The organism is Pseudomonas sp. D47 (genome assembly GCF_045447305.1).
Classification (GTDB): domain Bacteria; phylum Pseudomonadota; class Gammaproteobacteria; order Pseudomonadales; family Pseudomonadaceae; genus Aquipseudomonas.
Map to the genome: position 1 here is coordinate 74,970 of NZ_JBJGXU010000005.1, position 13,611 is coordinate 88,580.

The 13,611-nt window shown below is 61.5% G+C and carries 15 protein-coding genes; 3 read left to right on the forward strand and 12 right to left on the reverse strand.

Features of this window, described 5'->3' with window-relative positions; all coding sequences use genetic code 11:
- Positions 1-11 precede the first annotated feature (11 nt).
- The 11 genes from ACI77I_RS06055 to ACI77I_RS06105 form a co-directional block, all read right to left on the reverse strand.
- On the reverse strand, positions 12-1,130 hold the full coding sequence (locus ACI77I_RS06055) for a succinylglutamate desuccinylase/aspartoacylase family protein (RefSeq protein WP_242154780.1): 1,119 nt from the start codon (positions 1,128-1,130) through the stop codon (positions 12-14).
- Positions 1,131-1,139: 9 nt separating this feature from the next.
- Positions 1,140-1,850 (reverse strand): ABC transporter permease, encoded by a 711-nt coding sequence (locus ACI77I_RS06060; protein WP_406997131.1) that lies wholly within the window; start codon positions 1,848-1,850, stop codon positions 1,140-1,142.
- Positions 1,847-2,575, reverse strand: coding sequence for an ABC transporter permease (locus ACI77I_RS06065; RefSeq protein WP_094950027.1), 729 nt, complete (start codon positions 2,573-2,575; stop codon positions 1,847-1,849). Before ACI77I_RS06065 ends, ACI77I_RS06060 begins: the two co-directional genes overlap by 4 nt.
- Before the next feature lie 59 nt (positions 2,576-2,634).
- Positions 2,635-3,414, reverse strand: a complete 780-nt coding sequence (locus ACI77I_RS06070; protein ID WP_094950026.1) for a transporter substrate-binding domain-containing protein — start codon at positions 3,412-3,414, stop codon at positions 2,635-2,637.
- 340 nt (positions 3,415-3,754) lie between these two features.
- Complete coding sequence (locus ACI77I_RS06075; protein ID WP_406997132.1) at positions 3,755-5,389, reverse strand: ATP-dependent DNA ligase; 1,635 nt, start codon at positions 5,387-5,389, stop codon at positions 3,755-3,757.
- Positions 5,386-6,390 (reverse strand): ligase-associated DNA damage response exonuclease, encoded by a 1,005-nt coding sequence (locus ACI77I_RS06080; RefSeq protein WP_094950024.1) that lies wholly within the window; start codon positions 6,388-6,390, stop codon positions 5,386-5,388. The genes ACI77I_RS06075 and ACI77I_RS06080 overlap by 4 nt, the downstream gene beginning before the upstream one ends.
- Before the next feature lie 192 nt (positions 6,391-6,582).
- Positions 6,583-9,024 (reverse strand): penicillin acylase family protein, encoded by a 2,442-nt coding sequence (locus ACI77I_RS06085; protein ID WP_406997133.1) that lies wholly within the window; start codon positions 9,022-9,024, stop codon positions 6,583-6,585.
- 156 nt (positions 9,025-9,180) lie between these two features.
- Positions 9,181-9,387, reverse strand: coding sequence for an SEC-C metal-binding domain-containing protein (locus tag ACI77I_RS06090; RefSeq protein WP_034137262.1), 207 nt, complete (start codon positions 9,385-9,387; stop codon positions 9,181-9,183).
- Entirely contained in the window at positions 9,384-9,866 is a 483-nt protein-coding gene (locus ACI77I_RS06095; protein WP_094950022.1) for an LEA type 2 family protein, read from the reverse strand. Before ACI77I_RS06095 ends, ACI77I_RS06090 begins: the two co-directional genes overlap by 4 nt.
- Before the next feature lie 19 nt (positions 9,867-9,885).
- A complete protein-coding gene (locus tag ACI77I_RS06100; protein ID WP_094950021.1) occupies positions 9,886-10,356 on the reverse strand; it encodes a YchJ family protein in 471 nt (156 codons plus the stop codon).
- 2 nt (positions 10,357-10,358) lie between these two features.
- The gene (locus tag ACI77I_RS06105) at positions 10,359-10,856 is read right to left on the reverse strand and encodes a DUF6231 family protein (RefSeq protein WP_094950020.1); all 498 of its coding nucleotides are present in this window, start codon (positions 10,854-10,856) and stop codon (positions 10,359-10,361) included.
- A 190-nt stretch (positions 10,857-11,046) separates the two neighbouring features.
- On the opposite strand from ACI77I_RS06105, the gene ACI77I_RS06110 reads away from it, so the two are divergent.
- The 3 genes from ACI77I_RS06110 (at position 11,047) to ACI77I_RS06120 (ending at position 12,947) form a co-directional block, all read left to right on the forward strand.
- A complete protein-coding gene (locus ACI77I_RS06110; protein ID WP_094950019.1) occupies positions 11,047-11,742 on the forward strand; it encodes an OmpA family protein in 696 nt (231 codons plus the stop codon).
- Between the two features lie 160 nt (positions 11,743-11,902).
- Positions 11,903-12,196, forward strand: coding sequence for a DUF1145 domain-containing protein (locus tag ACI77I_RS06115; RefSeq protein ID WP_094950018.1), 294 nt, complete (start codon positions 11,903-11,905; stop codon positions 12,194-12,196).
- The gene (locus tag ACI77I_RS06120; protein WP_094950017.1) at positions 12,189-12,947 is read left to right on the forward strand and encodes a hypothetical protein; all 759 of its coding nucleotides are present in this window, start codon (positions 12,189-12,191) and stop codon (positions 12,945-12,947) included. The genes ACI77I_RS06115 and ACI77I_RS06120 overlap by 8 nt, the downstream gene beginning before the upstream one ends.
- Before the next feature lie 102 nt (positions 12,948-13,049).
- On the opposite strand, the gene ACI77I_RS06125 is transcribed toward ACI77I_RS06120, so the two are convergent.
- Positions 13,050-13,514: a CopD family protein gene (locus ACI77I_RS06125; RefSeq protein ID WP_242154787.1), complete on the reverse strand. Its 465-nt coding sequence runs from the start codon at positions 13,512-13,514 to the stop codon at positions 13,050-13,052.
- Positions 13,515-13,611 lie beyond the last annotated feature (97 nt).

Genomic DNA, 13,611 nt, shown 5'->3' on the forward strand with positions numbered 1-13,611 from the left:
GGCGTGCATCCTCAAGGCGAAAGTAGGTAGCCGCTGCGGTAGGCTTCAGTACCGGCGACATGGCTGATGACCATCCCGGCAGTGGCCATGCGGCGCAGCGAACGGGCGTAAAGTAGGCCGGCGTTTTTACAGTGCACGGGCGTTACGCGGTCGGTAATGGGGTCGATGATTTCGGCGATCAATTGCCCGGCTTCCAAGTATTCCCCCGGCAGGGCGCTGAACACCAGCAAACCGCCGACTGGCGTGGTCACAGGTTCCACGCCTGCCAACGGGGTGGCCGGGTAGGGCAGCTCGGGCAGTGGCGCGACGTCGCCGGCAATCGCGCCGAAGCGGATCAGGTAGTCGATGATCGCCTGGCAGTCGAGGCTGGCGAGGCCGTGATTGACGTCGCCCTGGCCACGCAGTTCGACGGTCACCGAAAAGCTGCCTAGGGGAATCGGGAAGCGCTCGCCGAAGCGTTGCTGCAACTGCCACCACACCAGGGTGAAACACTCATCGAAGGACTGCCCGCCGGAATCGGTGGCGAGCAAGTTGGCTTCCGAGCCGATATAGCGCGCCAGCGGCTCCACCTGTGGCCACGCCTGGGGCGTGGTGTACAGGTGCGCCACGGCTTCGAAGTCGCAATGCAGGTCCAGCACCATGTCGGCGTCGCAGGCCAGGCGTTGCAGTACCAGGCGCTGGGATTGCAGCTGGGTGTCGGCGGTTTGCGCGGCCAAGGCCGTGGCCAAGGCGGCGCGAATCAGACGCGCGTTGTGCTGGGGATCATTGCCCAGCAAATATTCGACTTGGTCACCGACTTGCTCACTGAGGTCGACAAACAGGCGATTGAAGTTCTGCCCGCTTTCGAGCTCGTAGCGGCCCAGCGCAATGTCCATCAACACCTGCTCCAGGCCCACCGGGTTGGCAATCGGCACCAACACGATTTCGCTCAGCAGCCTTCCGGCCGCTGCCAACTCAGCCAGGCGCACCTTGAGGTGCCAGGCCACCAGCATGCCCGGCAGTTCGTCGGCATGCAGCGATGACTGGATGTAGATCTTGCCTTCAGCCTGTTCCGGGCCGAAGTGGAAACTGTGAATCTGCCGCGCCGTGCCGGGCACCGGCGCGATCAGCTCATGTACCTGATGACGCATAACGACTCCTTAGTGGCTCGGCCCGAGAAAGGCCAGCCAACGGCGCTCCGCCAGACGAAACAGCCCCACCAGGGCAAAGGTCACAGTCAGGTAGATCAGCGCAGCGATGCCGAATGATTGAAAGGTCATGTAGGTAGCCGAGTTGGCATCCCGCGCTACCTTGAGAATGTCCGGCACCGTCGCGGTAAACGCCACGGTGGTCGAGTGCAGCATCAGGATCACTTCATTGCTGTAGTACGGCAACGAGCGGCGCAGGGCCGACGGCATGATCACATAGGCGTACAGCTTCCAGCCGCTTAAGCCGTAGGCCTTGGCCGCTTCGACTTCACCGTGGGCCATGCTGCGGATCGAGCCGGCAAAAATCTCGGTGGTGTAGGCGCAGGTGTTCAGGGCGAAGGCGAGGATGGTGCAGTTCATCGCATCACGAAAGAACGCATCCAGCACCGGTTGCGCACGCACGGCCGCAATGCTGTAGATCCCGGTGTAGCAGATCAGCAGTTGGATATACAGCGGCGTACCCCGAAACAGGTAGGTGTAGAACTGCACCGGCCAGCGTATGTAGCGCTTGCGCGAAACGCGGGCGATGGACAGCGGGATCGACACCAGAAAACCAATCACCAGCGAGGCGCCGAGCAGCCACAGGGTCATCGCCAGCCCGGTGATGTTTTGGCCGTCGCTATAAAGGAAGGGGCGCCAGTATTGCTGCACAAGTTCGATCATCGCACGGCCTCCCGGGACCCAGCGGAGTAGCGACGTTCAAGCCGACGCAGGACGAAGTTGGAGGCGCTGGTGATCAGCAGGTAGATAAACGCTGCGATGACCAGGAAATAGAACAGTTGATAGGTGCTCTTGCCGGCATCCTGAGCCGCCTTGACCAGGTCCGCGAGACCGATGATCGACACCAGCGCCGTGGCCTTGAGCATCACCATCCAGTTATTGCCGATGCCCGGCAGGGCAAAGCGCATCATCTGCGGGAAGGTCACGTAGCGAAACCGTTGCCCGCGCTTGAGCCCGTAGGCGGTCGCCGCTTCCAACTGGCCACGCGGCACCGCGAGGATCGCGCCGCGAAAGGTCTCGGTGAAGTAGGCACCGTAAATGAAGCCCAGGGTGATGACCCCGGCGCTGAATGGGTCGATCTCGATGTAGTCCCATTCCATAAAGTCGGTAAAACCGGTCAACCAGATTTGCAGGCTGTAGAAAATCAGCAACATCAGCACCAGGTCGGGCACGCCGCGAATCAAGGTGGTGTAGAGCTGGGCGGGGATGCGGATCAGGCTGACGCTGGACAGTTTCGCGCTGGCGCCGATCAGGCCCAGCAGGACGCTGACGGCCAGGGAGGCGACCGACAGTTTCACGGTCATCCACGTACCTTGCAGCAACAGCGGGCCGAACCCCTTCAAACTGAAGGCACTCAGCCCCAGGGTTTGCAAAAGATCTTCAAACATGAATTCAGGACCTATGGCGATAAAAAAGCGCCCACCTGAAACAGGTGGGCGCCAGGGTGTTATTTACCGCTGTACAGGTTCAGATCGCCGAAGTGTTTCTTCTGGATAGTGGCGTAGGTACCATCATCGTGTAACGCTTTGATACCTTTATCGAGTAAGGCCTTGAGGTCTTTGTTACCTTGTTTGATACCGACCGCCGTTTTGGACGGCAGCAATGGGTCGTCGATGGCCTTGCTGACTTCGTAGTCAGCGCCTGCCGGCGACTTCAAAAAGCCCAGTTCGGCTTGCAGCATGTCCTGCACCGAAGCGTCGAGACGGCCGGACGTCAGATCGGCATACACCTGATCCTGGTTGGCGTAGGCCTTGGTGGTCACACCGGCCTTGTCCAGTACCGCCTTGGCGTAGGCTTCCTGAATAGTGCCTTGCTCGTAGCCTACCGATTTGCCCTTGAGGGACTCAGGCGTGGAGTAGTTCGCGCCTTTTTTGAACACCAGGGAAGTTGGGCCGGAGAACAGCTCGCTGGAGAAGTCGATCGCCTTTTCACGGGCTTCGGTCACTGTCATCGAGGAAATCACGCCGTCGAACTTGTTGGCGTTGAGGCCTGGAATCATGCCGTCGAAGTCACTTTCAACCCACTTGCACTTAACCTTCAGCTCGGCGCAGATCGCATTGCCCAGGTCGATATCGAAGCCCACCAGGCTGCCATCGGCGGCCTTGGATTCGAACGGCGCGTAGGAAGGATCGACACCAAAACGCAATTCCTTGTATTCCTTGGCTGTCGCAACACCAGCAGCCATGCACAGAGCCAGTGCAGAAAGGGTCAGCAATGCTTTTTTCATTATGTAATCCCTGGAAACCAAGATAAGCGCTTGTGGCGCGTTTAGGACTGTTACTGAACGGTGTCAGACGGATCACAAGTAGCAATTTCTGCACCATAGTTCCGAATGTAGTTCCGAATGAGCTTTTTAAAAGGTGGGATAAGGGAGATCTGAGTGTAGGAGATGCCCGAAAATGGGCGTTGATTTTTCAGTGCACCATTTTGGATCTGACGCAGATCAAAATGTGGGAGCTGGCTTGCCTGCGATGGTGGTGGGTCAGGCCCAATCTATTTACCTGACCCACCGCCATCGCGGGCAAGCCCGGCTCCCACATGGTTTTGCATGGTTTGTAAGTGACCAGTCAGGGCAATAGATCTTGCAAAGTTCCTAGGTTGTCAGCCTCATCCACCGCCTTATCCTGCCGCCACCGCAACATCCTGGGAAACCGCACCGCAATTCCGCTCTTATGCCGCTTGGACAGGGTAATCCCTTCAAACCCCAGTTCAAACACCATGCTCGGCGTCACGCTGCTGACCGGGCCGAATTTCTCTACCGTGGTTTTGCGCACGATAGCGTCAACCTTGCGCATTTCCTCGTCGGTCAGCCCTGAATAGGCCTTGGCGAATGGCACTAACGTGCGCTCCGTGCCTGGCGGGCCGTCCCACACCGCAAAGGTGTAGTCGCTATATAAGCTGGCGCGGCGACCATGGCCGCGCTGGGCGTAGATCAACACCGCATCGACGCTGAACGGGTCGACTTTCCATTTCCACCACACGCCCATGTCCTTGGTGCGGCCCACGCCGTACAGGCCATCCTTGGCCTTGAGCATCATGCCTTCCACGCCGAGGCGGCGAGAGTCTTCACGTTGCTGGGCCAGGTCGGCCCAACTCGTGCCCGTCAGCAACGGTGATGGCAGCAGCACCGGCTGCTTGCACTGAGCAATCACCTGCTCAAGCTGGGCGCGGCGCTCGGCCTGGGTGCGGTTGCGCCAGTCGGCGCCCTGATGTTCCAACAGGTCGTAGGCCAGGACGGCGACGGGCGCGTCCTCGAGGATTTTTTTGCTCAGGGTCTTACGGCCAATCCGCTGCTGCAGCAGGGCGAAGGGTTGCACCGACGCCTTCCACACCACGATTTCGCCGTCGATGACTGTGCCGTCCGGCAAGCCGCTGACCAGGCTGTGCAGTTCCGGGAAACGTTCAGTAACCAGCTCTTCACCCCGGGACCAAACCCACAGCCGGCCCTCACGCTTGACCAGTTGCGCGCGAATGCCATCCCACTTCCATTCCACCTGCCAGTCGGCGGGCGAACCGAGCAGGGCGTCGAATTGCTCCACCGGTTGCGACAGGCCATGGGCGAGAAAAAACGGATAAGGCTGCCCGCCGCGTTGCGCATGCTCGTCGGACGATTCGGCGGCGATCAGCTTGAGGTAGCCCTCTGCCGTAGGACGATTGGACAAGTCGGTGTAGCCCACCAGCCGCTGGGCAACGCGTTTACTGTCCAGGTCAGCCATGGCCGCGAGGGCGCGGGTCACCAGCAGTTTGGACACGCCCACGCGAAAGCTGCCGGTGATCAACTTGATGCACACCATCAGGCTCGGCTGATCCAATTGTGCCCATAACGCGGGTAGGCGCTCGGCCAATTCCAGCGGCGGCAAACCACGCAGGGGCAGGAGTTTTTCTTCCAGCCACACCGCCAGGCCGTCTTGCGAGGTGTAAGTGGATTCCGGCAGCAGCAAGGAAATGGTTTCGGCCAGGTCACCCACCGACTGGTAGCTCTCTTCGAACAACCACGGTTCGATGCCCGATGCTTCGGTGGCCATGTCCCGAAGCAGGCGCGTGGGCACTAGTTGCCGAGGCCGCCCGCCGGACAGAAAGTACACCGCCCATGCGGCATCCTCAGGCGGGGCTTGGCGAAAGTAGGCTTGCAGCGCCGTGAGCTTGGCATTGCTGGACGTGGTGGCGTCGAGGTTGGCATACAACTCGGCGAAGGCTTTCATGCCGTGGCCTCTTCTTCGTCATCGCCGTATTCGGTGCTGAAGCCCTGGGCATCCAGGCCTTTTTCCCGCAGGTGGCGCACCAATACGCCGACAGACCCGTGTGTGACCATCACCCGTTCGGCGCCGGTGTGTTCGATGGCCCACAGTAGCCCCGGCCAGTCGGCGTGGTCCGATAGCACAAAGCCGCGGTCCACACCGCGCCGCCGCCGTGTGCCGCGCAGGCGCATCCAGCCACTGGCGAAGGCGTCGCTGTAGTCGCCGAAGCGCTTGATCCAACTGCTTCCGCCCGCGGACGGCGGGGCGATGATCAGCGCTTGGCGCAGTAACGGGTCGGTCTTTTTGAAGTCGCCGGCGTAGAGGGTTTCGGGGATATACACCCCGGCCTCTCGGTACACACGGTTCAAGGGTTCGACCGCGCCATGGCTGAGGATCGGGCCGATGCTGGCGTCGATACCATGCAGGATGCGCTGGGCTTTGCCGAACGAATAACAGAACAACACGCTGGCCTTGCCGGCGGCACTATTGGCCTGCCACCAGTCATTGATCCCGGCGAAGATCTGCGCTTGGGGCTGCCAGCGGTAGATCGGCAGGCCAAAGGTGGATTCGGTGATAAAGGTGTGGCAACGCACGGGTTCGAACGGCGCGCAGGTGCCGTCGGGTTCGACCTTGTAGTCGCCGGACGCGACCCAGACTTCGCCCTGATATTCCAGGCGCACCTGGGCTGAGCCCAGTACATGCCCGGCAGGGTGAAAACTCAGGGTCACGCCGTGGTGCACGAGTTTTTCGCCATAGGCCAGGGTTTGCAGGTTGATGTCCTGGCCCAGGCGCGAGCGCAGGATGCCTTCGCCGGGCGCGGCGGCCAGGTAATGCTGGTTGCCGGTGCGGGCGTGGTCGCCGTGGGCGTGGGTAATGACTGAGCGTTCCACCGGGCGCCAGGGGTCGATGTAAAAATCTCCCGCGGGGCAGTAGAGGCCTTCGGGCCGGGCAATGACAAGGTCCATGGGCGTGCCGGGGCAATGGGCTTATCAAATAGGAGGAGAGGCGCAGCGCAGAAGTTCTATCGGAATGCATGCAGTGGGATCGTTCCCACGCAGAGCGTGGGAATGCAGCCCTGGACGCTCTGCGTCCGCTTTTTTATGGCGTGACGCGGAGCGTCACAGGAGGCATTGCCACGCAGAGCGTGGGAACGATCATTACTTGCCGGGAGTGAGGGTCAACCGAGTCTTCCCATACACCTTCTCAAAGTTCTGCGGCTGCATCGGGAAGCTCAGGTATTGCGCCTTGAGCGACGCATCGATGCCGTTCGCATAGTTCGGGCTGGCCGGGTTGCCGGATTGGCCGATGCCGCCCTGGCCCATCATCGGTTCCACCTGGCCGAAGTCGACAATCATGCGCAGCGCCGGCACCTGAGTGGTGTTGAAGTCCTGGCCCCAACTGTACGGCGCCGAGTTCAAGGTGTTGTGGTCGCCGCCACTGGCCAGCGGGCCGCGAATCACCTGGCCGTTGGTGTTTTTCCAGGTGGTGCTGTGCAGTTTGCCCCACTGCCAGGCCTTGTGGTCGCCACCTAACTGACTGTCGCCAGCTGTGATTGCGGCAGCCAGGCTGCGGGCCAGGATCGCCGGTTTGTCTTCTTTCTGCGCGGTGCGCGCGTCGTCCCAGAACGGGCTGTCTTCGCGGCCCAGCAGGTGGTCGGCGTTGGCGGAGTAGGACAGGTTGGCGTTGCTGATAAAGGCTTTCCAGCTGGCGCTGTTTTCCGGGCCGAGTTCGTCGAGGAAGATCTGCTTCGTGCTTTCCTGTAGGAACAGCTCATAGATCGCCGCGTCGGCGGAAGTCGGCGCCAGGCGCCCATCAAACGCCATCAGGCGGTTCAGCGCCTCGCGGGCCTTGGTCGCGTCGGCCGCCGGCAGTGCATCAATCGCCTGTTTCAACGGCTGAGCCATACCCGGCGCCTGGAACATAGTCTTGAGCTTGGCGGCGAATGTGGTGGTCTGGTCGTATTGCATGGCGATCATGCTGCGGCTGTCATGCTTGCCGGCATTGGCCAGTTGCGCCAGGCGCTCGCTGCGCTCCGGCGCATCCCAGGAGTTGGACAACTGCATGCCATAGCCGCGCGGCGCGGTGCGCTGGTTGGCGGTGCCGATCCAGCCTTGGGCCGGGTCCTGATCATACGGGTGCAGCATCGCGTCGGCGTAACCGTCCCAGTCAAAGCGTGTGTCCCAGCCCGGCGAGGGCAGCAGGCCTTCGCCTTCGCGGCGGTTGGGGAAGCGGCCGGTGACTTGCCAGCCGATGTTGCTGGCGTCGGCGAAGATCATGTTCAGGGCAATCGCGCGGATTTCCCGGGTTGCGTCCGAGGCCTTGCCGGCGTTTTGCGCACGGGACAGGTCGAAGAACGCATCCAGGCTCTTGTCGTCCTTGAAGTCGGCGGTTTGCAGGGCCAGGCCGAAACCGGTGTTCAGGGCCTGGCTGCTGTTGAGCAGGGCGCCGTGGCGGGTTTCGTATACCACTTCGCGCAGTGGCCGCTGGCCCTTGGCGAAGAAGGTTTCGTTACGCACGGTGGCCGGTAGCCATTTGCCGTTGTTCTCGTAGTACAACGCGCTGCCTTGGCGTTTGACCTTTTCCAGGAACAGGTCCTGGGTGTCGCCTTTGACCGCACTCATGCTCCACGCCACTTTGCCGTTGAAGCCGGACAACAGGGTCGGCAGGCCGGCAATCGAGGCGCCGACCGCTTGGTATTTCGGTGCGCGAATCTGCACGTAGCTCCACGGCGACGGCGCTTGCGGCTGGGCGGCAAGGTCGCTGGCCAGCAGGCTTTTGCCGCTGCGGCTGCGTTGTGGGCCGATCGCCCAGTTACTCGAGGTCGTCACCGCCAGTGCATTGAGGCTGTTGAGTTGCTGGCCGACGGCGTCCAACCCGGCGAGGCCGGTGATCTGCCCCAGGTTCACGCCCTTGAGCTTGTCGGTTTCGGCCAGTGGGATCGGCTCATCCGGCGCGCTAGGGGTGAGCCAGGCGAGCTTGTCGACCCCGACTTTCTGCGCCAGCACCAGCGACGAGAGTTCTTCCTGCAGGTTGCTCGACTCGCTGAAATTCAGCAGGGAGAACAACAGCGCCGAATCTTCCGGCTTCCAGTACTCAGGCTTGTAGCCGGTCTGGGCCAGGTCCGGCGGCAGCTTGTCGCGGTAGCGGAACAGGTAGGCGTTGACGCCACGGGCATACACTTCAAAGAAGCGCTTGAGGCGCGGCGACGAGGCGTTATACAGCTCGCCGGCGCTTTTTTTCAGGTTGACCGCGCGCATGAAGCGGTCGACGTCCAGCACTTGCGGCCCGGACATTTCCGCCAGACGGCCCTGGGCCAAGAGGCGCAAGGTGACCATCTGCGTGATGCGGTCGCTGGCGTGTACATAACCGAGGCTGAACAGCGCGTCATGGAAGGTGTTGCTTTCGATCAGCGGCATGCCCTGGGCATTGCGGCGTACCGATACATTCTGGGCCAGGCCTTTGATCGGCTGCACGCCGGCAACGGGCGGCAGGGTGTCCTGGGTGCTCTGGAGCTGGCAACCGGCCAGGCTTAATGCACTGGCCACTGCCGCGGCAACGCCGAACCGGGGAAGAAAATGTGAGAGGGCTGGCGAGGCCATGGCAAAGCTCCTGCGGGGGGTAGCGTCATTAAAGGCGCTACGTTAGTGAGCGCGGCGAAACGACGCAAGCAGGAGTTTTGGGTTAAGCGTGAGAACTTAAGTCTTGCGCAAATCAATGTGGGAGCGGCGCTCCCACATTTGGATCTTCAGCGCGGCTTATGCCCCGTGGCACTTCTTGAATTTCTTTTCACTGCCGCACGGGCAAGGATCGTTGCGGCCAACGTCCTTCAACGCATTGCGCACCGGCTCTTGGTGAGCGTGGCCGCAGTTCGGGCCGTGGACATGGCCGTGGTCGTGATCATGATGATCGTGATCGTGATCGTGGTTGCAGTCAGGACCATGGACATGGGGTTGCTGAGTCATCGATGTCGCTCCGGAATAAAATCGCCGGGGATTATCTCGCCATTGTGGGCCACCTGCACGTCATTACCGATGAATAATCCGGTTTTCAGCTCGCCCTCCAGGCGATAGGGCACGGGCTTGCTCGGATTCTTCAGCATCTGCACTACATCGCGTATCTGCGGCCAAAGGTTGGTGCGCACCGTCACCCTGAAAAAAGCGTGGCCGCGCGGTGGCACGGTCAGCCATTCGTTGGACTCGCCTTCGGTCAGCACAAAATCGTCCAGGCTGACCTTGTAGATCAGGCCGCGCACTGTGAGGTCGGCGTCGTCGCGGTTGTCGACGCGAAAGTACAGCTTGAATTTCTGCTCCAGTAACTTGGCCCGCACCACTTCGACTTTCACCAGCGATACATGGGGCGCGGGCGCATCGTCTGCGAACCACGAGGCGCAACCGCTCAGGCCCAGGGTTAACGCCAGCATCAAGCTGTAAATCCGAAGCATGGCGTGAGTCCTGTGGTGGTTAGAGGTAGCTGGAGCAGCACTTCTTGAATTTCTGCCCACTGCCACACAAACATACATCATTGCGCCCTGCCTTCACCTCCACCGTCGGGTCGATGAAGTACCAGCGCCCCTCATTCTGTACGAAAGACGACTGCTCACGGTGGCTGTGTTCGCCGGTGCTGTCGTGCCAGCGCGCGGTAAAGGTCACAAAGGCATGCTCCGGCTGGCCGCCAAACACCTCGGAGCTTTCCACTTCAAGGCCGAGCCAGGTGCTCTGGGCACTCCAGGTGCCGATGGCGACGCGGTCCAGGCCGGCTTGTTGCGCGGGCAACGTGGTGGCGACCAGATAGTCCACCAGCCCCAGCACATAGGCACTGTAGCGCGAGCGCATCAGCGCGGTGGCGCAGGGCGCCGGGTGGCCGGCGTGATAATGGCCGCAGCAGGCCTCCAGCAGATTGCCGCTGCCACAGGGGCAAATGGATGTACTCATGGTTACCACCAATACTTTCCGAAGTTTTCCGGGTTGGCCCAAAAGCGGGCGTTGAGCCAGTCCGGCACCTGTTTATAGTCAAGCAGATCATAGGTAAACAGCGTCAGAACCTGATCATCGCGCTGGAACCGTTCGCCGGCCTGCAGGGCCAGGGAGAAGAAGTCGGTGTCCTTCCAGCCGCAGGCGCCCAGATCGGCCAGCACCGCAATGCGGCTGGCATTGAGGTTGCGAATGCCGCCGAGCAAGGTCAGGCCTTGCGGTTTTGACAGGTGCTCCAGGCAATCGACCACCAGCGCCAAGTCAAAACGCTGCGCCGCCAGCTCTGCCGGCAATGGCCCGGGCGCAGCGATGGCGACAACGGTGCCCGGGTGCTCGGCTTGAAACGCCTCCAGCGCCGGAAACTGGCTGGCGCCCAACAGCAACAGGCGTTTGGGCTGGTGCAGATCCAGCAAAGCGGCCAGCGCTTGCTGTGGCGTACGGGAAGAAATACCAGCGATCATCAGAGATCCTCACATCAGGACCCTAGAGACTAGCGCGGCTGAGCCTGCGGGCCTAGAGCGGGCGGCGGCGAAAAGTCCTGCGTGAACGGCCAACCTCAATAAATACGGGGGTGCGGCGCAGTGGCGCAGATGAAAAGAGCCGTCTTTACTCCACCTGTCGGCCCTCGCCGACCCCCTCAGGAGAAATCAAATGAGCATCATGCGGACAGCTCTACCCTTGGTTCTGCTAACCGGAGTATTGACAGGTTGCGCAGGTTTGCAAAAAACCGATTGGCCCACCTGTGCCGCAGTCGGTGGTGTGACGGGCGCTGCGATTGGCGCCACTGAAAGTTCGGCGTACGCCGGCGCTGGCGCGCTGCTGATCGGCGGCATGGCTGGCGCCTATTGCTGGGTGCACGGCGATGGCGACGAAGATGGCGATGGCGTACCGGACAGCCGTGACAAGTGCCCGGGCACACCGAAAGGCATGCAGGTGGATGTGAACGGTTGCCCTCCGGTGCCGGTGGCGGCCGTGGTTGAGGAGGTGGTGGTAGTCAAGGAAGAAACCATCGTGATCCGCGATGTGCACTTCCAGTTCGACTCGGCCAAGCTCACGGCGGCGGACAAAACCAAGCTCGACACCATCGCCACGCGCCTGAAACAGGAAGCCCCGAGTGCGCAGCTGCGGGTCAGTGGGCACACCGACAGCGTCGGCAAAGACGCCTATAACCAGAAACTCTCGGAAAAACGCGCGCACTCGGTGACGGATTACCTGGTTAGCGCGGGCGTGCCGCGCAGCAACTTTGTATCGGTGGTCGGTGCGGGCGAAAGCCAGCCGGTAGCCGATAACAATGCCGCTGACGGGCGCGCGTTGAACCGCCGTGTGGAAATCAAAATCAGCCGCTGACGGCCTTTGCCCCTGTGGGAGCCACAGGGGCATTGCTGGCGATCCTCGTCGAAACCGCAGGCAAACCAGCCCTTTATCAAGTTTTTTCAACCTTCACTGGCAAATCGCCTGCAGAAGTCGGTACTGTGCGCCCAAAGAATAATAGGCAGGGGCATGCGGGATGAAGGTGTTTTGGGGGTTGGGAAAGTTTCTGACGTTGCTGTTCTGGGTCGTGGTAGTGGTCAATCTGTTCCGGCCGCTCGCCAATCCGTTCCACCTGTTGGTCAGCCTGGCCGGCAGTCTGTTGTTCCTGACCCATCTGTTGGAACTGCTGTTGTTCAACAGCAGCTTGAAACACCGTGCCCACCCTTGGCGTGACCGCTTGCAGATTCTGCTGGTGGGGATGTTCCATGTGCGGGGCCTGTCGGCGCCTGCCGCAATTGATGAAACGAACAAGGAGGCCAATCATGCGTAAGGTTTTTCTGTTGGCCCTGTTGGTCAGCCCCATTGCCCTGGCCCAGAGCGTCAGTGTCGAAACCAACTCGCTGATGCGCCTGCCCAGCAGTACCAGCGTGTTGCAGCTCGAACGCCTGGATGTGGCGGACTACGGCACGTTGCTGGTGCCGGCCACCATCAGCCAAGTCACGGTGGATGAGCTGCATTTGGGGCGTGAGGCGCGTATCGCCATCGCCCCCGGCAATACCGCGCTGCAATTGCAGGTGCGCAATGCGCAGCTGGAACATGGCAGCCAGATCACCTCGCGCGGCGCTCCCGGGACCCACGAACGGCCGGCCAAGGCCGGGCGTGATTTGGTCTTGCGCATCAATGCCCTGAGCGCCGAAGAGCTGTCGGTGGATGCCCGTGGCGGCGCCGGTGCCCAAGGTTATGCGGGCCTGGATGGCGCCAACGGCGTGGACCCGGGTTGCACCTGGGGTTCGGCCGGGCGCGGCGCCAATGGCGATAACGGTGGCGATGGCCTGCCAGGCGCGGCGGGCGCGACCGTGCGTGTCGAGCTGCCGCAGAGCTTCCCGGCGGAGCAGATCAAAGTCTGGGTGGATGGCGGGGCCGGCGGTTTGGCCGGCACGGCGGGTAAGCCGGGTAAAGGTGGGCAATCCAAAGGCTGCGTGGTGTATCGCGCCGATGGTGGCGACAAGGGCCGACCTGGCTTGGAAGGGCAACCGGGGCCGGCAGGGCCTGCGGGGGCTGTGACTATTCAGCGGCTCTGAGTCGCCTGGTCTGACACCATCGCGGGCAAGCCCGACTCCCACATTGAAATGCGATTACCTGTGGGAGCCGGGCTTGCCCGCAATGGCGGAATAAAGATCGCCTCAGAACATCGGCCGAGCCGAAGCAATCGCCACCACCACCAACCCAACAATCAGATTAATCCCCACCAACTTGCGAATCTGCCCCAGCGCAGCCGCACCTGTCGGCCAATCCTCAGCCGCCACCGCCTTGCGCAGTTCCGGGAACTTCAACGCCTGGATACGGATAAACAGCGCCGTCATCACCAGATACAAGCCCATCATCACTTGCACATAGCGCGGCGCGGTCTCAAACCCGCTGAAGCGCAGTTGCAGCAGGCCGATGCCGCTGATCGGCAAAACCGCCACCGCGACCCAGACCCACACGAAAAAACGTTGAAACACATTCGCCCACAGCTTGAGCCGGGCAGGGCCCTCAAGTGCCGCCATGGCGGCGGGGCGCAGGATCATCCAGGCGAAAAACATACCGCCGACCCAAACCAGGGCGGCCAATACATGCAGGGTGTAAGCGAGGCTAAACGCGGTCATTGTGGTACTCCGTTCTGCGCGGGATTAATTAGCGGGGTATGATAGCGGCCGATCCGAACCACTGAAAATTTATCCAGCGTTTTTTGCGCCCGACTAT